The sequence below is a fragment of the Ruegeria sp. BC3 genome (assembly GCF_056539265.1).
In genome coordinates this window covers 364,903-387,462 of the sequence record NZ_JBQFUP010000001.1, presented here as the reverse complement: position 1 = coordinate 387,462, position 22,560 = coordinate 364,903, and the positions used below count along the sequence as shown (strand labels likewise).

The following is a 22,560-nucleotide window of genomic DNA, read 5'->3' as shown; positions in this document are numbered from 1 at the left end:
ACAGCGATCAGTTGATCAGCGTCGGTTTATTCACGTTGCTCTGCGGCAGAACACCAAGACGGCGCGCGACCTCGGAATATGCGTCCGTCAGGTTGCCAAGGTCTCGGCGGAACACGTCCTTGTCCAACTTCTGGCCGGTTTCGATGTCCCACAGGCGGCAGCTGTCGGGGCTGATTTCATCCGCCACGATCAGGCGCTGGAAATCTCCGTCAAACACGCGGCCGATCTCAATCTTGAAATCGACGAGACGAATACCGACCGCCAGCATCACACCGCTCATGAAATCGTTGACGCGCAGCGCCAGGCTCAGGATGTCGTCCATATCCTGCTGACCGGCCCAGCCAAACGCGGCGATGTGTTCCTCGGTGACCAGCGGGTCACCCAAGGCGTCGTCCTTGTAGCAATATTCGACGATCGGACGCGGCAGCTGTGTGCCTTCGGCAATGCCCAGACGTTTTGAGATCGAACCAGCCGCATAGTTGCGGACGATGACCTCAAGCGGGATGATCTCGCAGTTACGCACCAGCTGTTCGCGCATGTTCAGACGACGAATAAAGTGCGTAGGCACGCCAATCTGGTTGAGGCCGGTCATGAAGAACTCGCTCAGGCGGTTGTTCAGCACGCCCTTACCGTCGATGACATCCTTCTTTTCCGCGTTGAATGCGGTGGCATCATCCTTGAAATACTGCACGATCGTGCCCGGTTCGGGGCCTTCATACAGAATCTTCGCTTTGCCTTCGTAGATCTTTTTGCGACGCGCCATGTGCCACCTTTCCGGTCCGGTGCGAGGGAATGAGTCCCTTCGCGTTGGCGCCCTCATAGTCCAAGCCCCCCTTTCCCGCAAGTTCAGCACGCCGAGAGGCTTTGACGCAGCGCAAATCCCTTGCACAGGCGCTCAGCTATGGTCATATCATCAGGAAACAGAATGTAATCCATGAGGTCCCCAACCAATGACCACTTTTGACGAACGCGAAAACGCTTTTGAGGCCAAATTCGCCCATGATGAAGAAATGCAGTTCAAGGCTCAGGCGCGCTGCAACAAGATGCTGGGCCTGTGGGCGGCAGAAAAGCTGGGCAAGACCGGCGACGAAGCGGAAGCGTATGCCAAAACCGTGGTGATCGCCGATTTCGAAGAGGCTGGCCACGAAGATGTGGTTCGCAAGGTATCGGGCGATCTGGGCTCGCTGTCTTCGGATGACGAGATCCGCGCCAAAATGGCCGAGCTTCTGCCCGAGGCCAAAGCACAGGTCATGAGCGAAACCGAGTAACCAATTATCCAACTCATGATCTTCATGAGTTTTATGAATTTGATTTGATGCCCCGGTCATGAGACACGGGGCGTCTCTATTTTTAACGGCCAAAAACGGCCCTTTGGGAATGCCCCATGACTAACGCGCTCAATAAACTCCTGGAAACAAAAGACGCTTTGCTGGCCGATGGGGCCACGGGCACGAACTTGTTCAACATGGGTCTGCAATCGGGTGACGCGCCCGAGCTGTGGAATGTCGAGGCTCCGGACAAGATCCGGGCCCTGTATCAAGGGTCGGTTGACGCAGGCAGTGACCTGTTCCTGACCAATACGTTCGGGGGCACCTCGGCGCGCCTGAAGCTGCATGATGCGCAAAACCGCGTTGGCGAGTTGAACCGGATCGGCGCTGAACTTGGCCGCGAGGTGGCCGATAAGGCCGGTCGCACTGTTGTTGTCGCCGGATCAGTTGGCCCGACAGGTGAGATCATGGAACCCGTCGGCAGCCTGTCCCACGAAGGCGCGGTCGAGATGTTCCACGAACAGGCCGAAGCCCTCAAGGCCGGCGGTGTCGATGTTCTGTGGGTCGAAACCATCAGCGCACCCGAAGAGTTCAAAGCCGCTGCCGAAGCCTTTGCCCTAGCCGATATGCCGTGGTGCGGCACCATGAGCTTTGACACTGCAGGGCGCACCATGATGGGTGTAACCTCGGCTGATCTGGCGCAACTGGTGGAAACCCTTCCAAACCCACCGATTGCCTTTGGGGCCAACTGCGGCACTGGTGCGTCGGACATTCTGCGCACGGTACTGGGCTTCGCGGCACAAGGAACGGAACGTCCCGTGATCTCCAAAGGCAACGCAGGCATTCCAAAATACGTTGACGGTCACATCCACTACGACGGCACACCCGAGTTGATGGGGCAGTATGCCGCCATGGCCCGGGATGCGGGCGCTACGATCATCGGCGGTTGCTGTGGCACCATGCCCGATCACCTTCGCAAGATGCGTGAGGCGTTGGACACAACCAGCCGCAGAACTCGCCCAACTCTGGATCAGATTACGGACGCGTTGGGCCCATTCTCGTCGGCTTCGGACGGCACCGAAGAGGGCGCGGCAGCGCCTGAGCGGCGCACGCGCCGCCGCCGTCGGGCTTAATCTGGTCAGCGCCCCTCGAAATTCGGGGGGCGTTTTTCCATGAAGGCCACCACCCCTTCGGCAAAATCGCGCGAACGTCCACATTCGCCCTGCAGATGGGCCTCGACCTCGAGTTGCTGTGGCAGCGTGTTGTCGTAGGTGCCGCGGATCGCCTTCTTGATCGCACCAAATGCAGCCGTCGGACCATTGGCCAGATACGCTGCGCGTTTGCGCCAATGGGCGTCAAACTCGGCATCAGGAATCGCTTCCCAGATCATCCCCCACTCATCCGCCTGCCGGGCGCTTATCTTGTCGGCAAAAAGGGCGGCGCCCATCGCCTTGGCAAAGCCCATCTGACGCGGCAGGAACCAGGTACCGCCCGCATCAGGCATCAGACCGATGCGTGAAAATGCCTGCAGGAAATACGCGCTTTCGGCAGCAATCACGACGTCTGCGCTTAGCGCTATGTTCGCCCCTGCCCCGGCCGCTGGACCATTGACGGCAGCGATGGTCGGAACCGGACAGTTATAAATGGATTCCAGCATCGGATCATATTCGTCGCGCAAGGTCCGCTCGATATCGAGCTTGCCGGTCGTCGATGAGTCGCCCAGATCCTGACCCGAACAAAACGCCTGTCCGGCACCCGTCAGCACGATGGCCCGCGCATGGCGGGCAGCGTGGGTCATCGCATGGGTGACCTCGGCCCGCATCTGAGCCGTCAACGCATTCATCTTGTCAGGTCGGTTCAGGGTCACCACTGCCAAATTGTCAGTGATTTCAAACCGTATCGCCTCATAATCCATGTAGTCCTCTCCCATGCTACGGCAGAAGACTGACTCAATTAGAGAGCAAGGGAAAGAAATACAGTAGGTCAGTCCTCGAGAATCTGACGCAGGCGCTCTTTCTCAGCGTCGCTGAGGCTATCTTTGGCCTCGGCCCCTGCAGCCTGCGACCGCTTTCGCAAAAAGCTCCACCCCATCGTAGCTGCAATCAGCAACATGATTGGTCCGGCCAGCCACAACATCAGATTTGACCCAGTGACGGTCGGCTTCAGCAGAACGTATTCACCGTACCGATCCACGATGAATGCAATCGCTTGCTCGTCGGTATCACCCGCGACCAACCGTTCCCGCAGCAGCAGGCGCAAATCACGGGCCAGTTCGGCGTTGCTTTCGTCAATGCTCTCGTTGCGGCAGACCAAACAGCGCAAACCGGTGCTCAGGTCACGGGCGCGCTGTTCCAGAACCGGGTCGTCCAACACCTCATCTGGTTGCACCGCGAATAGTGGCGATGCGATCAGGGCGAATATCAGGATCAGGCGTTTCATTCGGCAGGCACTCCACCGGACGGGGCCTTGCGCGCGCCAGCTGCGACGCGGAACCTGCGATCCGAAAGACTGATGAAGCCACCCAACGCCATCAGGATGCACCCGCCCCAAATCCAGTTCGCCAATGGTTTGATATAGGTACGCATGACCCAGCCCCCATCGGCCTGCTGGTCACCGATCACGACGTACAGATCACCCAGGAAACGATAGTCAATCGCGGCCTCAGTAGTGGGCATCCGCGCGACGGGGTAGTTTCGTTTTTCCGGGTGCAGCGTACCCATGGAGCGACCATTCTTCTCAACCCGCACATCCGCCGTGGTCGAGAAATAGTTGGGTCCCTCCACCTCGCGCACATCTTCCAGTGTCAGGGTGAATTGGCCGACCTTGAATGGCTCGCCGGGTTGCGCGACGCGGATGTCTTCGACTTCCCACGCTGTCAGACCGGCGATAGCGAAAATGGTGACACCAAGACCGGTATGCGCGACGGCTTTGCCCCAGTCTGCCCCGGGCAGTCGGAACAGGCGTTTGAGGCTGCCATTGCGGCCAGTACGGCTCCACAAATCAACAGCAGCACCGAAGGTAATCCATGCCCCGAGGAACAGACCAACGGGTCCAAGCGCACTGCGCCCGGTCTGCATGGCCCAGACCAGCACGGCCAATGCGACAGAGAGGATGAAGACGTAGCGCAGAGAATACGCGGTCTTGCCCAATTTGCCTCGCTTCCATGGCAACATGGACCCGATCGGCAGAGCAAGCCCCAACGCCACCATGAACGGCGTGAACGCGGCGTTGAAAAACGGTGCCCCAACCGAGAGCTTTCGATCAAACGCCATCTCGGCCACCATCGGCCACATGGTGCCGAAGAACACGACAAAGCAGCTAACCGCCAACAGGATATTGTTCAGCACAAGCGCGCTTTCACGGCTGACCATGCTGAACACGCCTTTCGCTTCCATCGCTTGCGCGCGGGCAGCAAACAGGGTCAGCGCGCCGCCGATGAAGACCACCAGGATCATCAGGATAAAGACGCCCCGTTCAGGGTCCGTTGCAAAAGCGTGCACGGATGTCAGCAGGCCCGAGCGCACGATAAACGTGCCAATCAACGAGAATCCAAAGGCAATGATCGCCAGCAGGATGGTCCAGCTTTTCAGCGCTTCGCGCTTTTCGACCACGATGGCCGAATGTAGCAACGCGGCGGCCAGTAACCAGGGCATGAACGAGGCATTCTCGACCGGATCCCAGAACCAGAAGCCACCCCAGCCCAGTTCGTAATAGGCCCACCAGGACCCCAGCGCGATGCCGATGGTCAGAAACACCCAAGCAGCCAGAGTCCATGGGCGCACCCAGCGTCCCCACGCCGCATCCACACGCCCTTCGATCAGGGCTGCGACTGCAAAGCTGAATGCCATGCTGAGCCCCACGTATCCCAGATACAAGAACGGCGGGTGGAAGGCCAAGCCGGGGTCTTGCAGCAATGGGTTCAAGTCACGCCCATCAAACGGGGCAACAATCAGGCGATCAAACGGGTTCGAGGTGAATAGGATGAACGCAAAGAACGCCACCGCGATCATCGACTGAACCGAAAGAACGCGTGCTTTCAGCGTCGGAGGCAACCCGCCCCCAAAGAACGCGGCCATCGCGCCGAACAGGCTGACAATGAGAACCCACAGCAGCATCGAACCCTCGTGGTTTCCCCATGTCCCGCTGACCTTGTACAGCATCGGCTTGGCCGAATGGCTGTTTTCCACCACGATGCGCAATGAGAAGTCCGAAGTCACGAAAGCCCAGACCAGCGCACCGAAGGAAAATGCGACCAGCAGGAACTGCAGAATTGCCGCCGGTTCAGCAAAACTCATCCAACCGGCCCATCGTTTTGACGCACCGATGAGGGGCACGATCGATTGCACGATGGCGACAAGAAACGCGAGGATCAGAGCGAAATGGCCGAGTTCTGTAATCATGCCCCCGGATATAATCCGGTTGCGGGGCAAGCACCAATCACTTTCGACCTCGCGCCCCGAACATAGTGTCGCGGGTCAGGCCCCGCGATTGCGCCTCCAATGTTCAAGCGCGGCGTTCGTGTCCGGCCGCTCTGCTTGCTGGGCTAACTCGGTGTCGGAACCGGGATTTGCCGACCCGATCACATCGCGCCGCAACCCTTCCAGGGTTTTCAAATTCTCAACGACCTGAGGCGTACGCATCATCGTCGCCGAGATCTCGCGCTGTAGATCCTGCACTTTGGCCTGATGACGCGCGCCGAAGTAGAAGGAGACAATCACACCCAACAGCCACCACAATGGCTCGGGCACCAATGCGATCCCTTGCATACGGGCGGAAAACCACACGGGATCAACCATCGCTGCGACAAACAAACCAAGTGTTCCCAGTGCCATTGCAGGCCGCGGCAACCTGTTCAAACCGTCCACAAAGCGATTGAATCTGCTTTTCTGGCCCAGCTGGAACTCTGCACCAAACTGTTCGACCGCCTGCCGCCGAATCGCAAGAGCCCGTTGGGCTTGGTACTCGGCATTTTCCCGAAAAACTTCAGCCGTTTCCCGGACGATGTTCCGGTCGTTTCCGAATAAAAATGCCAATACCCCTGAGATCAATCCCACCCCGAAACCCTCCGTTGAAACTCTGCGTCCGATAAATGGTAAGTGGGCGACAGGAACTCTTCCGCACGCTTGATCCAGCCACCTTTTCCCCCGACCCGGCTGCGGGCGTATTTCCGCGAGGATGGCCGGCGATCGGCAAGGCGAAAGTAGTAGTTCCGCCGCGCAATCCCGTATGCATCGGCAAAGGTTACAGGATCGCGGTCCGCTGCACGTCGGCAGGCCCGGGCAGTCTGCGGGCCTACAACTCCGTCAACCGCAATCTGGAACCCCATGTCACGCAGCAGGCGCTGAAGGATGCGCACCGCCTGAGTGCCGGCATTGACGTACATATCGAAAACCGAAGGCTGCACGACCTCGGGCAACAGCCCCAACCGGGGTTTCTCGAAATAATGCCGCACGAAAATATCGACGGCCTGAGCTTTGCTCAGTCGCCGTACGTCCAGCCGATCAATCACCCCATCGCCGGACAGGTCCAACCCCAAGCGTCGCATCGTGTGTTCGGTAACACCGTATTTCGTAGCACCGCCCGGGTCATCTGGATCATCCACATAGCCGCCTTCGCGACCCACAATCTCATCCGCGATTTGCCGTACCGTTTGCATGACGCCCCCTCAGCCTGATGTGTGGGGAAACCGTCCTTTGATCCGGTTAATATCCGCAAACGTGTAAGGGCGTTGCCCGGCCAACCCGCGCAACGCCCCGGCTACAGACTTACAAACACAAAGCTGCGTTTAGCTCTGCTCATCCCCTTTGTAGACGCCCTGCTCTTTCAGAGCATCCATGACCTCTTTCGGCATATATGTTTCGTCGTGTTTGGCTAAGATTTCAGTGGCTTCAAATACACCGTTAACATATGAACCTGTGCCAACCATACCCTGGTTTTCCGAGAACAGATCCGGCAGCACCCCGGTAAATGCCACAGGGACGCTTTCGCCACCGTCGGTGACCACGAACCGCACAGTCTCACCCTGGCCACGAACGATCGATCCCTCTTCGACCAATCCGCCAATACGGAACACCTCGGACGGCGCGGGCGGTTCTGCGATGACCTGGCTAGGAGAGCGGAAGAAGTTGATGCCGTCCCGCATCGCATACCCAATCAGCGCCGTCGACAGTGCCAAAGCGACAGCTGCCAGCATGATAATCTGAACTCGACGACGTTTCTTGAGCGTTTTCATACCGTCCTCACGGGAATAGTGGGGCCATCATGAGGCCCCGGGTTTCATCCTCACCTAACATCAGGTTGGCGTTCTGCAAGGCTTGCCCACTGCTACCTTTTGTCAGGTTATCCAGCGCCCCGATCACGATGGCACGGCGTTCAATCCGGTCGCCCACGACACCGATGTGGCAGAAGTTCGACCCCCGTACGTGGTGGGTGGAAGGTGCCTCGCCAAAGGGCAGCATCTGGATAAAGGGTTCGTTTTCATAGGCTTTGGCCAGCGCCTCGTACACGCTGCTCGGGTCACCTTTGACATAGGTGGTCGCCAGAATGCCGCGGTTGGCCGGGATCAGATGGGGCGTGAATTGCACGTGGACGGTCCGCCCGGCCAAAGCCGAGAACTCCTGATCGAACTCACCCAGATGCCGATGGGTTCCGCCGATGGCATAGGCATTGTAGCCCTCGCTCAGCTCAGCGTGCAGAAGGTTTTCTTTCAGTGACCGCCCTGCCCCTGAGACCGCGCATTTCAGGTCGAGCACGATGTCGTCCAAATCGATGACGCCAGCCGAGATCAGTGGCCGCAGTACGTACTGCCCCGTCGCCGCATTGCAGCCCGTGCCCGCGACAAGGCGGGCATTCCGAATGTCTTCCCGATAGAACTCGGTCAGGCCGTACACGGCCTCTTCCTGCTGCTCCAACGCGGCATGCGGGTTTCCGTACCACTTTTCGTATTCGTCCGGATCGCGCAGCCGGAAATCGGCTGACAGATCGATGATCTTCAGAGACTTTGGCAGATCGCGGATGACTTCTTGGCTGGTCTTGTGCGGCAGGGCGCAGAAACACAGGTCGATCTGCGAAAAATCAATCTCGGAGATTTTGCACAGATCCGGCAGGTCCATATGCCGAAGATGCGGAAAAACCTGCGCCATCGACTGGCCCGCTTTGCGTTCGGCCGCCAGCGCGACAATGTCCATATTGGGGTGCTCGGCGATCAGCCGCACCAGTTCGGCGCCGGTGTACCCAGATGCGCCCAGAATTGCGATTTTGTGGGTCATGTCAGACCTCTTGTTTCAGTGTGTCACAGAGTACGACCGCCGATGTGACGGTCGATAAATTACGGGATCGGTTCGGCGTCGTCCTTGACCTAAGTCAGGCGGCCTCGAAGGTGATTTGTCGTCGGAGGAACTGCGTTGCCCGGTCGCTCACAAAATCGGGTTTGCCGGTGGTCAGAAAACCACCGCTCCCATCACCTTGCATGTTGGGGTGTCGTTGCAGGTAATCCGCAAGACTTTCTGCCACCAGATCACCTTGGCTGAACACCTGAACATCGGGGCCTAGCGCCTGCTGAAACGTCTCGGCCATCAGCGGGTAATGCGTGCAGCCCAAAATTGCCGCCTGCGGTTCCGGCATCTTACGCTTCAGTGCGTCCACATGAGATCGCACGAGCGCTTCGGCCAGAATCATATCACCGTCTTCGATCGCGTCGACAACACCGCCGCAGGCCTGCGCCTCGACATCCACCCCAATGGCGCGAAAGGCCAGTTCACGCTGAAAAGCGCGGCTGGAAACGGTCGCCGGAGTAGCAAACAAAGCGACGTGTTTGACCGCAACCTCACGCGGCGGGCTGTTGTCGCCCCATTCCCGCTCGGTCAGAGCTTCGATCAGGGGAACAAAGACGCCCAGCACCCGTTTGCCCTCGGGCACGCCTTCTTCCTGCATCCTACGGAGCGCAGCAGCACTGGCCGTGTTACAAGCCAGAATCACCAGGTCGCAACCCCGGTTCCAAAGGTCGCGGACAGCACTTCGTGTCAGATCATAAATGTTCTCGGCATCCCGCACGCCGTAAGGCGCGTGTGCACTGTCCGCAAAATACAAAAAATCAACGTCCGGCAGACGTTTCTGCGCGGCGTTCAGGACAGTCAGACCGCCCAGACCAGAATCAAAGATACCTACTGCCATTTGCCCCTTCAGGCGCGATGCCGTTCCTCAAATTCATAGCCGTAGTCATAAGACTTCAACGGCTTCGGAGACAGCTCATACGTGGCTTTGCGCAAGAAATCCATCATCTTGCGCGTATCCTTGGACAACGGGTCCAGAACATCGCGGCCAATGGGCTTGCCAATCACCACATCGACCGGTGTATCAACGCGTTTTTTGAATTCCTTGATCAGCAGGCCCATACGCAGCGTGTTGTGCAAATGGCTGGCGATCTGAAACAGACGCGAGGTGTGGCCGTCAAAGAAAACGGGCACCACAGTCGCATTCGACTTGGCCACCATACGCGCCGTAAACCCGCGCCACCCCGGATCCATCGGGTGCGAAAACGGCTTTACACCTGTGCTGACCGTACCGCCCGGGAAAATCCCGATGGCTCCGCCTTCTCCCAGATAGTTCAACGCGGTTTTTCGAGTTTCTAGGTTCAGTTTCATCGCCTCTTTCGTCTCATCAAACGAAATGGGCAGGATGATGCGGTTGATATCTTCGGCCTTGCGAAACACGCGATGCGCAAGAATGCGAAAGTCGCCTCGGGCTTCGGATAGCATATGGCCCATCATCAACCCGTCCAGAATGCCATACGGGTGGTTGGCGATCAGGATCACGGGGCCTGTCTTTGGAATGTTCGACAGCGCCCCATCCACAACGTTCAGCGAAAGGCCATAACGTTCCACCATGACCGACCAGAAATCGCGACCATTCGCGATCTCTTGCTCATACCCGTCCGCGCGCTTGATCAGGCGCAGTCGGCCGGTGGTGTTCTCCATCAGCCGAATGACCATGCGTCCACCCTTGGTTTCGGCGGAATAGGCATAAGAGATGTCACGAGCGACGTGGCGGGGCGAAGGCATTGAGTACTCCGGTTGTTGGCATTTGCTAGATAATAGCAAGTGACAATTTTGCCTAGCTTTCGTGACAGCCTTGTGACGGGTTATTCCGCCGCAGCGCGCAATTCCGGTCCTCCGTTCCGAATGGTTGCCAGCAGTTCTTCGCGTCTTTTTGCGGCCTTAGCCTCATTCCCGCGAAGCACCGGCCCAAAGCCGCGTATGTCCAGCGGCAATCGGGCCAAAGCGACGACGGCATCACGCGTTTGCGCTGTAACCAAGGGCGCTATCTCTTTGATGTCGCGCTCATATTGCCTGATCAAAGCACGTTCCATCCGTCGCTCGGCGCTGTACCCAAAAATGTCGAACGGCGTACCACGCAGGACTTTCATCCGCGAAAGCAGTTTGAGCGGGCCTAACATCCACTCGCCGAACGCGCGCTTGCGGGGACGTCCGTCACCGTCCTTGCCGCCCAAAATCGGTGGCGCAAGGTGCAGGGTCATTTTGAAGTCCCCGTCGAACTCGGCCTTGGCCTGTTCGCGGCTGCGCTGCAACAGGCGCGCGACTTCGTACTCATCTTTATAGGACAGCAGCCTATGATACCCTCTTGCGACTGCTTCTTTGACGGCCTCATCCTCGAACCCGTCAACCAGCTTGCGATACCGCTTGGCCAGGCGCGCGCTCTGATACTCAGTCAGGTGGTTCGCCCGGAACTCGATAACCTGTTCCAGTGTTTTGGGCAGTTCGGTCAGTTTCGGGCTGAGGATCGCGCTCACCTCCTTTGGGTGCAGCACTGCCCATCGACCAATGTCAAACGCGCGTTTGTTGCGTTCGACAGCGGTTCCGTTCAGCTCAATCGCTTGAAGCACTGCTCCGTGGCTGATCGGCAGCAGCCCGCGTTGCCAGGCCGCGCCAAAGACCATCATGTTGGAATAGATCGAGTCTCCCATCACCGCGCGGGCCAGATCGGTGGCGTCGAACAGCGACAGATCGTCTTTCAGCCGCGCCTGCAACGCCAGCTCAAGCCGATCACCGGGGATTTGGAAGTTGGTGTCACGGGTAAAGTCCCCCGTGACCGTTTCGTGGCTGTTCACGACGGCACCGGTTTGCCCCGTGCGCGTCAGCCCGAGGGTCTTTGCCCCGGCCGAGACGACAAGATCGCCCCCGATCAGCGCATGGGCCTCGCCCGTTGCAACTCGAATGGCACTGATGTCTTCCGGTTTGTTGGCCAAACGACAGTGAATGTGGACGGCGCCGCCCTTTTGAGCCAGTCCCGCCATCTCCATCATCCCGGCACCCTTGCCGTCGATTTGCGCAGCCTGCGCCAGCACCGCACCCAGAGTGACCACTCCGGTCCCACCGATGCCGGTAATGACCACGTTATGCGTGCCGTTGATCACCGGCAGTTCCGGCATCGGCAGGTCAGGAAGGTCAATCTCGGTCGTGGCTTCTTTGCGGATTTTTGCCCCTTCCAACGTCACAAACGACGGGCAAAACCCTTTCAGACAAGAGAAATCCTTGTTGCAGCTGGACTGGTCGATGGCGCGTTTACGCCCCAGTTCGGTCTCTTTGGGAACGATCGAGACACAGTTCGACTGAACGCCACAATCGCCGCAGCCTTCACAGATGTCCGAGTTGATGAAGACCCGCTTATCCGGGTCCGGGAATGTACCCCGCTTTCTGCGGCGGCGTTTCTCGGCTGCGCAGGTTTGCACGTAAACGATGACCGAGACGCCTTCGATCTCGCGGAACTTTTTCTGAACGTTCATCAATTCTGCGCGTTCAAAGGTCTCAACACTGGACGGCAGCGCCTTGAAGTTGATATCTTCTTTTTCGTCGTAGACCAAAGCGACATGGCGTACTCCCATGGCTTTGACCTCAGCCACAATCCGCTCGGCTGTCAGATCACCTTCGTTATCCTGACCACCGGTCATGGCAACCGCGTCGTTGAACAGGATTTTAAAGGTGATGTTGGTCCCGGCTGACAGTGCCGCACGGATCGCTTGAACACCCGAGTGGTTATAGGTGCCGTCACCCAGATTCTGGAATACGTGATCGGTGGTCGAGAACGGTGCCTCACCGATCCAATTCGCACCCTCTCCGCCCATCTGGGTGAAACCAGTGGTTTCCCGGTCCATCCACTGGACCATATAGTGGCAGCCGATCCCTGCATAAGCTCGGCTGCCTTCGGGTAATTTGGTCGAACTGTTATGCGGACAACCCGAACAGAAATACGGCAGACGCGTTGCAATTTCCTCGGCATTGTCGGCTCGGCGGGCTTCGGACAGTTTGGCCATCCCGGCGCGAACACCATCGGTGTCACGGCCTTCTTCGATCAGAATATCACCGAGTTTTTCGGCAATCATGATCGGGTCAAGGGCACCGCGCGTCGGGAACAACTCCTCGCGGTGCAGCGTCCCTGCTCCGCCCTTGTACCAACCGTAAACACGACGGCCTCGGCGGTCGTCAAAGATGGCTTCCTTGACCTGTACTTCGATCAGTTTTCGCTTTTCTTCAACGATAACAATCAGGTCTAAGCCTTCGGCCCAATCATGGAACCCTGCCATGTCCAGAGGGAAGGTCTGGCCAATTTTGTAGGTGGTGATCCCTAACCGCTCGGCCTCGGCCTCGTCGATATTCAGCAACGACATGGCGTGGGTCAGATCCAGCCAGTTCTTACCCGCCGCGACAAACCCGATCTTCGCGCCCGGCTTGCCCCAGACGCGTTTGTCCATCTTGTTGGCGCGCGAGAACGTCTCGGCCGCGAAGCGTTTATAGTCAATGACCCGGGCTTCCTGCAGATGGGGCGTGTCGCCCAGACGAATGTTCAAACCGCCCTCGGGCATGTCGAACTCGGGCACCACAACGCTCATGCGATCCGGGCTGCCATCGACGACCGAGGTGACCTCGATCGTGTCCTTCATCGTTTTCAGACCGACCCAGACGCCCGCAAACCGGCTGAGCGCGAACCCGTAGATGCCGTAGTCCAGGATTTCCTGCACACCAGCCGGGCTGACGACGGGCATATACATATCGACCAGCGACCACTCGGACTGATGCAGAACGGTCGAGCTTTCGCCGGTATGGTCGTCGCCCATAGCCATCAGGACGCCGCCATGTTTGGCAGTGCCAGCCATGTTTGCGTGGCGCATAACATCGCCAGAGCGGTCCACACCCGGCCCTTTGCCGTACCACAGGCCAAATACACCGTCGAACTTACCATCGCCCCGCAAACCAGCCTGCTGGCTACCCCAAAGCGCCGTGGCTGCAAGGTCTTCGTTCAATCCGAACTGAAAGGTGACATCACTTTCGGCGAGTTGCTTCTGCGCTCGCATCATCTGCTGATCAACAGCACCCAGCGGCGACCCTCGGTATCCGGTAACCAAACCTGCCGTGTTCAGGCCAGCATCCCGGTCGCGCGCCTTTTGCATCAGCATCAACCGCACCAGCGCTTGTGTGCCGTTCAACAGGACCGGGTTCTTCTCAAGGTCGAAACGGTCATTCAGTGATATTTGTGGCTGACTCATCAGACGCCTCCCCTCGTCAGATCAGTGTGCTTCATTCCTTTGCAGTTTAGGTCAAAAATGCTGACCTGTATAGCGTCTGCTGCACAGTTATTGTAACCTTTCAACTGTTTGAATGTAGAACTTGTTACCTATTTCATATAGGGCTTCGGAAGGATAACGAAAGTTGCGGCGATGGATTGGGACAAGCTAAGGATATTTCACGCGGTTGCTGATGCTGGCAGCCTGACTCACGCAGGAGACAAGCTGAATCTGTCTCAATCGGCAGTCAGCCGCCAAATCAGAGCGCTTGAAGAGTCGCTTGATTCGACCCTGTTTCACCGCCACGCCCGAGGACTGATCCTGACCGAACAAGGTGAGCTGTTGTTTGACGCAACGTCCGCCATGTCCAAACGTCTGGACGCCGCGGCCGCCCGCATTCGCGACAGTGAAGAAGAAGTATTCGGTGTGTTGCGGGTCACGACGACCTTTGGTTTCGGAACGCTCTGGCTGGCCCCGCGCCTGCCGAAACTATACGAGCAATACCCCGATCTCAACATCGACCTGATGCTGGAAGAGCGTGTTCTGGATCTTCCCATGCGCGAGGCCGACGTCGCGATCCGCATGAAAGAACCCAGCCAGGCCGATCTTGTCCGCAAGCGCCTGATGACTGTGCAGATGCAGTTGTATGCAACGCAAGAGTATCTGGAAGAACACGGCAGCCCGGCCACGCCCGAAGAGATTTCGAAACACCGGCTGATTTGCCAGACGCCCTCGGCACCTCAGGTTGGTGCCAGCGCGATGATGGTTCGGCATCTGATGACATATAACCCGACCTCGTTGCTGACGGTGAATAACTACTTCGGCGTCTTGCAAGGGGTACTGCACAACCTCGGGATCGGTGTGTTGCCGGACTACGTGACGCAGGACTTCCCGCATCTCGTGCCGGTCCTATCGGACATCGAAACCGCCGATGTTCCTGTCTATCTGGCCTACCCGGAAGAATTGCGCCATTCCAAGCGCGTCGCGGCCTTCCGCGACTTTGTTCAGGATGAGATTGTTGCGCAACGCAAGCAACTGAAACAAATGGGAAAACTATAGCTATGCGTAAATAGCATAGCGGACATGTTCAGCGATCAGTCTTAAAACCCTTGATCGTTCACAGACTGCTCCCTAAATCAGCACTCGAAGGCGGTGATGCTGAAACGCTCATCATCTTCATACCTCCCTGTTGGACTTCGGCCGAGCTTAGTGCTCGGCCTTTTTTTTGGTCTTTGCTCTGATTTCGCGCCCCGATGGGTGAAACATCTGGGAAAATCCGGCACTTAGTCCTATGATCACGCAAAAATCATCAAGACTTAAGGTCGAGGACAGATTCGATGTTTCACCTCACTCGCCTGTTAATGGCGTTGTTTTCCGTTGCTTTATTATCAGGGCCAGTGCTTGCGCAACAAAGCAGCACCACCAGCACACCAGCCCCTGTAACGATCCCCGAAGATCTGACGCCCGAGCAGGTGGATGATCTGGTCGCGCGCATGTCCGACGACCAAGTTCGCGCGATCCTGCTGGAAAGACTGGACGCTGTTGCAGCCAAACAAGCCGAGGCGACACCTGCACGGCGTGGCGTCATTCAGGCAACCACTGAAACTGTCAACAGCATGGTCGCGTCCTGGCTGGATGTGATCCGTAAAGTTCCCGTTTTGATTACCGCTCAGATCGAAGCGTTCTCTAATTTTGGGAATACCTTCGGCGCTAATGGCCTGATGACGCTGTTCGGCTTTACCTTTCTTGCCCTGGCGATCGGGTACGCGGCCGAGAATCTCGTCGGCCTTTGGACCCGCCGCTGGGTCCATGTGATAGACGGTGACGCTTCTTCGGATTTGCGCGGTGCCGTGACCTTTCTGTTCAAGCGGTTCGTGTTCGAATTCCTAGGTCTGCTGGTCTTTTATTACACACTGGTTTTCGTCGGTCGGCGGTTGCTGGACGAACAACAGATCGCTCAGGCAGCGCCGTTCGTCTTTTTCCTGATCTGGTTTCCCCGGTTGGGCGCTGCGATTTCTCGCTTTATCTTGGCACCCAAACAGCATCGTCTGAGACTGGTGAACATTGACGATCATTGGGCAAAATACCTGCATCGGAACCTGATCGGGCTTTTCTTGCTGATCGGCTTCACCATGTTCATTCTGGACTTCAACGCGTTGAACGGCGTACCGCCCGGTGAATCTCGCCTTGGTTTCTGGCTGAATACGGCGATCCACATCTATGTCGGCCTGATTGCGTGGCGGGCCCGTGAAGGCCTGTCCGATATGATGCGCGGGTCGGACCCCGACCGCACAAAGTTCGACGAAGAGGTTGCGCGTCTCTATCCCTACTTTGCGATCGGTGTGTCAGCCGGCACCTGGCTGCTGGTCGAGTATCTGGCCGCACAGCGCAACCCGGCAATTTTTGCTCTGCTCGCGCATGGGGCACATTTCATCACCATGTTCTGGCTGCTGATCGCGCCTGCCCTGGATACCCTGATCCGGGGTCTGGTGCGGCACCTGCAGCCTCCGATGCTGGGCGATGGTCCCGTGGCGGAGCGTGCCTATAAGTCGACCAAACGCAGCTACATTCGTATCGGCCGCGTTCTTGCTGGCATCTTTGTCATTCTCATGATTGCCGATGCCTGGGATCTGGATCTTCAGGAAATTGCCGGCGGACGTTCGGATTCCGGCAGTGAAGTGATCCAGTTCTTCATCATCATCGCGATTGGCTACATCCTGAACGAAATTGTTTCGCTCTGGATCAACCGCCGTCTGGCAAAAGAACAGACAGCGGCAGAACAGAGCCCAGACGAAGAAGCTGGCGAAGGCGGTGGTTCCGGTGGCTCGCGTCTGGCAACGGTCCTGCCGTTGCTGCGAGTGACCGCTCAGGTTGCGATTGCGGTCATCTTCGCCCTGCTCGCCCTTGGTGCTTTGGGTCTGGACATCACGCCGCTTCTGGCCGGTGCTGGTATCCTGGGTCTGGCCATCGGTTTTGGTGCGCAGAAACTGGTATCGGATATCGTGGGTGGCATTTTCTTCCTGATCGACGACGCCTTCCGTGTCGGTGAATACGTGGATGTGGGCGGCACCACTGGTACGGTCGAGAAAATCTCGATCCGCTCGATGCAACTGCGTCACCATCGCGGACCGGTACACACCATCCCATACGGCGAGATTCAGAAGCTGACCAACTACAGCCGTGACTGGGTCATCATGAAGCTGAAGTTCACCGTTCCGTTCGACACTGATCCAAACAAGGTCAAAAAGATTTTCAAGAAGATCGGTGCCGAGATGATGGAGGATGAGACCCACAAAGATGGCTTCCTGCAGCCCTTCAAGTCTCAGGGCGTGTTCGACTTTGACGATGTCGGCATGATCATCCGCGGCAAGTTCATGGCCAAACCGGGTAAACAGTTCACCCTGCGAAAGGAGATCTTCAACCGGGTCAAGGCAGCGTTCAAGGAAAACGGCATCGACTTTGCCCGCCGTGAGGTGCGCGTTGCGATCCCCGGACTGGAAGACGCCGATAACCTGACCGAAGATCAAAAAGCAGCAATTGGTGCCGCGGCAGGCGATGCCGTCGCGCAGCAAGCCCAACAGCAGGAAGAACAGAAGTAACTTTACGGAACGAGCGGTCCTTACGGGTCGCTCGTTTTCCTTTGCTTATTAGTATTTGCCCCGGCGGGCACTGCTTGGCCATTCCGGTCAGCATCGGGCCACCTTCCCCGAAGTTCTTCACCCAATCGACTGACTTATTTGCCCCGCTTGGCGGTTCTGACGTGCCTGCGCCCTCTTGACCCTTCCCACTGGCGCGCCCTTGCCGTAAAAGGCCCGCAATCTCGGCCACCCTTGGACAAGGACAGACGATGCAAGAGCCCGCCATCACCCCGGATCTGATTGCTGCACACGGGCTTAAGCCCGAAGAATACGACATGATCCTCGAGATCATCGGGCGCGAGCCGACATTTACCGAACTCGGCATCTTCTCGGCCATGTGGAATGAGCACTGTTCCTATAAGTCCTCCAAGAAATGGCTGCGCACCCTGCCCACCTCGGGCCCTCAGGTGATCTGCGGTCCCGGTGAAAACGCAGGCGTTGTCGATATTGGTGATGGTCAGGCCGTTGTCTTCAAGATGGAAAGCCACAACCACCCTTCGTATATCGAGCCCTATCAGGGTGCAGCGACCGGCGTGGGCGGCATACTTCGCGACGTCTTCACCATGGGCGCGCGGCCGATAGCCTCGATGAACGCTCTGTCATTTGGTGAGCCCGGTCACCACAAAACCCGCCAACTGGTCAACGGCGTGGTCGAAGGCATCGGCGGCTACGGCAACTGTTTCGGCGTACCTTGTGTCGGTGGCGAGGTCCGCTTTCACCCGGCTTACAACGGCAACTGCCTGGTAAACGCGTTCGCCGCGGGTCTGGCCGACAGTGACAAGATCTTCTACTCGGCCGCTTCGGGCGTCGGGATGCCCGTCGTCTATCTGGGTGCCAAAACCGGCCGCGACGGTGTAGGCGGCGCAACTATGGCCTCGGCGGAATTCGACGATACGATCGAAGAAAAACGCCCCACAGTTCAGGTCGGCGACCCCTTCACCGAAAAGCGCCTGATGGAGGCGACGCTGGAGCTGATGCAGACCGGTGCCGTGATCTCGATCCAGGACATGGGGGCTGCTGGCCTGACCTGTTCCGCCGTTGAGATGGGCGACAAAGGCGGCTTGGGCGTGCGTCTGGACCTCGAGAACGTTCCACAGCGTGAAGAGAACATGACCGCCTACGAAATGATGCTGTCGGAATCTCAGGAACGCATGCTCATGGTCCTCAAGCCCGAGCTTGAGGCCGAAGCCCGCGCGGTGTTCGAGAAATGGGACCTAGATTTCGCTATCGTCGGTGAAACGATTGCTGAGGACCGTTTCCTTATCGTCCACAATGGTGAAGTTAAAGCCGATCTGGTCCTGTCGAAACTGTCCTCGACTGCGCCTGAATATGACCGCCCATGGGTTGCAACGCCCGAGGCCGAAGAGCTGGCCGAGGTCCCGCAGATCGACCCAATCGACGGTCTGCGCGCCCTGCTCGCTTCTCCCAACTACGCGGGCAAGCAGTGGGTCTATGAACAGTATGACACCATGGTCATGGCGGATACCGGCCGCACACCGGGTCTGGGCGCTGGAATGGTGCGCGTGCATGGCACTGACAAAGCGCTGGCCTTTACCAGCGACGTGACCCCGCGCTACGTCCGTGCCAACCCGATTGAGGGCGGCAAGCAGGCCGTGGCCGAGGCCTATCGCAACCTGACCTCTGTTGGGGCCAAGCCGCTGGCCACCACCGACAATCTGAACTTCGGCAACCCCGAAAAACCTGAAATCATGGGTCAATTCGTTGGCGCGATCAAAGGCATTGGCGAGGCCGTCGCCGCACTGGACATGCCCATCGTGTCGGGCAACGTCTCGCTTTACAATGAAACCGACGGTCAGGCGATCCTGCCGACCCCGACGATCGGCGCAGTGGGCCTGCTGGCCCACACCGACGAGATCATCGGCAACGAGGTCCGCGAGGGCCATGTTGCGCTGGTCATCGGCGAAACCAATGGTCATCTGGGGCAATCCGCCCTGCTGGCCGAGGTGTTCAACCGCGAAGACGGCGACGCGCCCCATGTCGATCTGGATGCAGAAAAGCGCAACGGCGATTTCATCCGCGCTAACCGTGAGATGATCAAGGCCTGCACCGATCTCGGTGACGGCGGCCTGGCCCTCGCAGCGTTCGAACTGGCCGAAGCCGCGGGCGTAGGCGTGCACTTGGATGAAGCCTCGACCGAATTCCTGTTCGGCGAGGATCAGGCCCGCTATCTGGTCGCCTGCAACTTTGACCAGGCCGAAGCTCTGATGATCGCCGCTGGTCAGGCGGGCGTTCCCTTGGTCTCGGTCGGAAAATTCACCGGCGACAGTGTTCGGATCGGAAGCTCGGAAGCCTCGCTTGAGGATCTGGCCGCTACGTTCCGCTCCAGCTTTGCCGAAGCTGTCGCATAAATTCGTACCAAACTGAGAACCCGAAACCTGCGCCCCGCCCGGCGCAGGTTTTCTCGTTTTTTGCCCCCCATCACACCCTTGCACGCCCCGTCCGCGCGCTCTACATCTTGGGAAAGACCTTCAGGAGAAATCTACATGCCGATGAGCGCCCACGAAATTGAAGCCCTGCTGCGTGAATCCTTTCCAGACGCGGAAATTCAGGTCGGCGGCAGCGATGGCGTACACATGTCCGCCATGGTCGTGGACGAAAGCTTTCGCGGCAAGAACCGGGTCCAGCAACAACGCGCCGTCTATGCTGCCTTGAAAGGCAAGATGGACGGCCCGGACGGTGACCTGCACGCGTTGGCCCTGACCACCAAAGTGCCGGAGTGACATGGAGCATGCGATCGTAATCTCAATTGCAGTATCCGTCTTTGTTCTGCTGATCGCGCTCATTGCGTGGAACAATTCAAAGACTGAACGCAAAACAAGACGAGGATCGCAACCCGGGCATGGAAAGCACCTCCTGCATTCCTCCTACAATTCACATGATGGTGCAATTAGCTCGGCGCAGACCCATATTCCGAAGAACCCAAAAGAATACGCCAAAGCGATGATGCCGAAGAGCAAAGGAAACGCGAAATGACTGACGTGAAGACCCAGATCGACGAAACCGTCAAAGCCAACGATGTGGTGCTTTATATGAAAGGCACGAAAGAGATGCCGCAATGCGGGTTCTCGTCCCGCGTGGCAGGCGTGCTGAACTACATGGGCGTAGAATATGCCGATGTGAACGTTCTGGCCGACGAGGCCGTGCGCCAGGGCATTAAGGACTATTCCGACTGGCCGACCGTCCCGCAGCTGTACGTCAAAGGTGAGTTCGTGGGCGGCTGCGATATCATCACCGAGATGACCCTGTCGGGTGAGTTGGACACTTTGTTTGATGAAAACGGTGTCGGCTACAACAAAGAAGCAGCCGACAAGATCCGCGAAGCAAACGCCTGATCAACGGCTGGAGCAATTCTCCAGAACGACCTGCTCACTGGCGGCCCCACCGGTCGCCAGAAAGCTGACGGTGGCATCCCAGCCTTTCGAGCGCAGGATGTAAGATCCGTTTGAACCCTGCGATTCATAGCGAATACCTGATCCGCTGGGCACCTGCTGCAGAGCGACCAATTGGTTATCCACCAGCATTGCAGCGGCGCCGGACCCATCAGGTGCGTTGAAATACGCAACCTCCAGCGGCACACCATTTTCGCAGGTGAACGTAACCGGCAGGATATCCATATCCGCCCACGCAAAACCACCCTGCAGACCGAAAAGGCCTGCAATCGCAACCGTTTTCAACGCGTTCATTTTGTCGATTTCTCCTCGATCACGGTGGCCAGTGCTTCGGCCCGAGCGGCCAGTTCGGCCAGTGTGTCCGTGACAGAGGGTGGCACAACGGCCACTTCGACCCGCTCGGGTTCGGGCGCAGGTTGGTTGCGCAGCCCCTGTAGCTCGTTTTCCAGCACAGACAATTTGGCCTCTGCCGCTTTGAGCTTGTCATCCGTTGCTGCGGTTTTGTCTGCCAGCATCAGCCCCGCCATCAGCAGCATGCGCGCCTCGGGCATCCGGCCAATCTGATCCGACAAAACCTGCGCCTCGTCATCCAACATTTTGGCGGCGGTTTGCAGGAACTGTTCCTCGCCATCCTGGCACGAGACATCAAAGCCGCGCCCACCGATATGAATGGTCAATTCGGGCATTACTCCACCTCTCCCTCAGCCAGTTTTGCCTGCGACAGCAAGGGTTCCAGCCGGGCCAGAACGGCTTGGGCCTCGGCGGCGTCTGTGGCCTGAGCGGCCTTGGTCGCCTCAAGCTCGGCCACTGTGGCGCGGTTCAGAAGCTCGGCATCCGGCAGGCCGCCTTCGCTGGCGGCGCGCAATTCATCCACGGACTCGCGCAATTGTTCATTCGCCTTGCGCATACGCTGCAGGTCATCATCCAGACGCGACATCGCCGCGCCGTGGCTGGTGCGCTCCGCACGAAGCATTTCAAGCTCGGCGTTCAGTTCGGCTACACGCTCGCTGTCGGCCAGTTCCGAGCGCAGGCGTTTGTTTTCCTCTTCGAGGGCTTGTGCCTTAGTCACGACCGCCTTGAGTTCTTCGTTCTCAGATTTCAAAACGGCCAGTTCATCCTGATTTTCCAAGGCGGCCTTGGCCTCGGCCAGTTCCGCCCTGGCGGCCTCGACAGCAGCCAGCTTGGCCGTCGCCTCGGTCAACTGCTGGCGCAACGCACCATTCTCGGGATCTTCGGTTGGCGCAGATTTCAGCGCCTCCATGTCGGCGCGCATGGCGTCGACTTCGCTCTCATGCCGTTCCTTTAGGGATTTCAGCCGCTCTTCCAATTGCGCATTGGCTACGCGTTCGTCTTCAAGAGCCGTGCGCAACTCAGAATCCTGGTCGCCACTTGCAACCGGCGCGGCGCTCAGTGCGTCCATACCGGCTCCGATCCTGTCCATTGCGGCAATGATACGGCGCTGTAAGTCTTCGATCTGGCTCATGCCCCTGCCACCTCTTTACCAAGGTTCACTTTTTCGACGGCCCATCCGAATCAATACGAGCCGAGTATTGGCCTAGTCTAACCGAACGGAACGGAAAATACCCACTGTTTGCTTTCAACCACTTGGACAGCATTCTTGAAGCACCAACCGACTGCAACCCCCGGTTCTGCTTGCACTTTGGGGG

The 22,560-nt window shown here is 58.1% G+C and carries 22 protein-coding genes; 8 read left to right on the top strand and 14 right to left on the bottom strand.

The features are described 5' to 3' along the window. Window positions 1-7: 7 nt before the first annotated feature. Window positions 8-763: a phosphoribosylaminoimidazolesuccinocarboxamide synthase gene (gene purC / locus ACR0MV_RS01860; RefSeq protein WP_480700810.1), complete on the bottom strand. Its 756-nt coding sequence runs from the start codon at window positions 761-763 to the stop codon at window positions 8-10. Window positions 764-950: 187 nt separating this feature from the next. On the opposite strand from purC, the gene ACR0MV_RS01855 reads away from it, so the two are divergent. Together ACR0MV_RS01855 and bmt are read left to right on the top strand one after the other, a co-directional pair. Then, window positions 951-1,268 carry a DUF1476 domain-containing protein gene (locus ACR0MV_RS01855; RefSeq protein ID WP_170425119.1) on the top strand — a complete coding sequence of 106 codons (318 nt, stop codon included), beginning with the start codon at window positions 951-953 and terminating at the stop codon, window positions 1,266-1,268. Window positions 1,269-1,384: 116 nt separating this feature from the next. Beyond that, window positions 1,385-2,401, top strand: a complete 1,017-nt coding sequence (gene bmt, locus ACR0MV_RS01850) for a betaine--homocysteine S-methyltransferase (RefSeq protein ID WP_480700809.1) — start codon at window positions 1,385-1,387, stop codon at window positions 2,399-2,401. A gap of 5 nt (window positions 2,402-2,406) precedes the next feature. Here bmt and ACR0MV_RS01845 read toward each other — a convergent pair whose 3' ends face one another. The 10 genes from ACR0MV_RS01845 to ACR0MV_RS01800 form a co-directional block, all read right to left on the bottom strand. Beyond that, complete coding sequence (locus ACR0MV_RS01845; protein ID WP_475203380.1) at window positions 2,407-3,183, bottom strand: enoyl-CoA hydratase-related protein; 777 nt, start codon at window positions 3,181-3,183, stop codon at window positions 2,407-2,409. 68 nt (window positions 3,184-3,251) lie between these two features. Further along, entirely contained in the window at window positions 3,252-3,707 is a 456-nt protein-coding gene (locus ACR0MV_RS01840; RefSeq protein ID WP_170425128.1) for a cytochrome c-type biogenesis protein, read from the bottom strand. After that, on the bottom strand, window positions 3,704-5,668 hold the full coding sequence (locus tag ACR0MV_RS01835) for a heme lyase CcmF/NrfE family subunit (protein WP_480700808.1): 1,965 nt from the start codon (window positions 5,666-5,668) through the stop codon (window positions 3,704-3,706). Before ACR0MV_RS01835 ends, ACR0MV_RS01840 begins: the two co-directional genes overlap by 4 nt. 75 nt (window positions 5,669-5,743) lie before the next feature. Beyond that, the gene (locus tag ACR0MV_RS01830; RefSeq protein WP_480700807.1) at window positions 5,744-6,322 is read right to left on the bottom strand and encodes a holin family protein; all 579 of its coding nucleotides are present in this window, start codon (window positions 6,320-6,322) and stop codon (window positions 5,744-5,746) included. After that, on the bottom strand, window positions 6,313-6,924 hold the full coding sequence (locus ACR0MV_RS01825; RefSeq protein ID WP_170463840.1) for a holin-associated N-acetylmuramidase: 612 nt from the start codon (window positions 6,922-6,924) through the stop codon (window positions 6,313-6,315). Before ACR0MV_RS01825 ends, ACR0MV_RS01830 begins: the two co-directional genes overlap by 10 nt. 129 nt (window positions 6,925-7,053) lie before the next feature. Then, window positions 7,054-7,500, bottom strand: coding sequence for a cytochrome c maturation protein CcmE (gene ccmE, locus ACR0MV_RS01820; RefSeq protein ID WP_170463842.1), 447 nt, complete (start codon window positions 7,498-7,500; stop codon window positions 7,054-7,056). 7 nt (window positions 7,501-7,507) lie between these two features. Continuing rightward, window positions 7,508-8,536, bottom strand: coding sequence for an N-acetyl-gamma-glutamyl-phosphate reductase (gene argC / locus ACR0MV_RS01815; protein WP_480700806.1), 1,029 nt, complete (start codon window positions 8,534-8,536; stop codon window positions 7,508-7,510). 94 nt (window positions 8,537-8,630) lie between these two features. Further along, on the bottom strand, window positions 8,631-9,440 hold the full coding sequence (murI, locus tag ACR0MV_RS01810) for a glutamate racemase (RefSeq protein ID WP_480700805.1): 810 nt from the start codon (window positions 9,438-9,440) through the stop codon (window positions 8,631-8,633). A gap of 8 nt (window positions 9,441-9,448) precedes the next feature. Beyond that, the gene (locus ACR0MV_RS01805) at window positions 9,449-10,327 is read right to left on the bottom strand and encodes a lysophospholipid acyltransferase family protein (RefSeq protein WP_480700804.1); all 879 of its coding nucleotides are present in this window, start codon (window positions 10,325-10,327) and stop codon (window positions 9,449-9,451) included. An 80-nt stretch (window positions 10,328-10,407) separates the two neighbouring features. Then, window positions 10,408-13,827, bottom strand: coding sequence for an indolepyruvate ferredoxin oxidoreductase family protein (locus ACR0MV_RS01800; RefSeq protein ID WP_480700803.1), 3,420 nt, complete (start codon window positions 13,825-13,827; stop codon window positions 10,408-10,410). A 171-nt stretch (window positions 13,828-13,998) separates the two neighbouring features. On the opposite strand from ACR0MV_RS01800, the gene ACR0MV_RS01795 reads away from it, so the two are divergent. The 6 genes from ACR0MV_RS01795 (at window position 13,999) to grxD (ending at window position 20,836) form a co-directional block, all read left to right on the top strand. Beyond that, a complete protein-coding gene (locus ACR0MV_RS01795; RefSeq protein ID WP_170425157.1) occupies window positions 13,999-14,904 on the top strand; it encodes a LysR family transcriptional regulator in 906 nt (301 codons plus the stop codon). Window positions 14,905-15,182: 278 nt separating this feature from the next. Beyond that, window positions 15,183-17,444, top strand: coding sequence for a mechanosensitive ion channel family protein (locus ACR0MV_RS01790; protein ID WP_170425160.1), 2,262 nt, complete (start codon window positions 15,183-15,185; stop codon window positions 17,442-17,444). Window positions 17,445-17,692: 248 nt separating this feature from the next. Further along, window positions 17,693-19,852, top strand: a complete 2,160-nt coding sequence (gene purL / locus ACR0MV_RS01785; protein ID WP_480700802.1) for a phosphoribosylformylglycinamidine synthase subunit PurL — start codon at window positions 17,693-17,695, stop codon at window positions 19,850-19,852. 135 nt (window positions 19,853-19,987) lie between these two features. Beyond that, a complete protein-coding gene (locus ACR0MV_RS01780; RefSeq protein ID WP_170425166.1) occupies window positions 19,988-20,224 on the top strand; it encodes a BolA/IbaG family iron-sulfur metabolism protein in 237 nt (78 codons plus the stop codon). 1 nt (window position 20,225) lies between these two features. Further along, window positions 20,226-20,477: a hypothetical protein gene (locus ACR0MV_RS01775; protein WP_170425169.1), complete on the top strand. Its 252-nt coding sequence runs from the start codon at window positions 20,226-20,228 to the stop codon at window positions 20,475-20,477. Beyond that, window positions 20,474-20,836, top strand: coding sequence for a Grx4 family monothiol glutaredoxin (gene grxD, locus ACR0MV_RS01770; protein WP_170425172.1), 363 nt, complete (start codon window positions 20,474-20,476; stop codon window positions 20,834-20,836). Before ACR0MV_RS01775 ends, grxD begins: the two co-directional genes overlap by 4 nt. Here the strand turns inward: grxD and ACR0MV_RS01765 are convergent, their stop codons facing one another. Genes ACR0MV_RS01765 through ACR0MV_RS01755 form a run of 3 tightly spaced genes read right to left on the bottom strand, consistent with a single transcriptional unit; the run spans window position 20,837 to window position 22,376 of the window. Beyond that, complete coding sequence (locus tag ACR0MV_RS01765) at window positions 20,837-21,187, bottom strand: MliC family protein (RefSeq protein ID WP_170425175.1); 351 nt, start codon at window positions 21,185-21,187, stop codon at window positions 20,837-20,839. Beyond that, window positions 21,184-21,579 (bottom strand): cell division protein ZapA, encoded by a 396-nt coding sequence (locus tag ACR0MV_RS01760; RefSeq protein WP_170425178.1) that lies wholly within the window; start codon window positions 21,577-21,579, stop codon window positions 21,184-21,186. The genes ACR0MV_RS01765 and ACR0MV_RS01760 overlap by 4 nt, the downstream gene beginning before the upstream one ends. Further along, window positions 21,579-22,376 (bottom strand): coiled-coil domain-containing protein, encoded by a 798-nt coding sequence (locus ACR0MV_RS01755; RefSeq protein ID WP_170425181.1) that lies wholly within the window; start codon window positions 22,374-22,376, stop codon window positions 21,579-21,581. The genes ACR0MV_RS01760 and ACR0MV_RS01755 overlap by 1 nt, the downstream gene beginning before the upstream one ends. Window positions 22,377-22,560 lie beyond the last annotated feature (184 nt).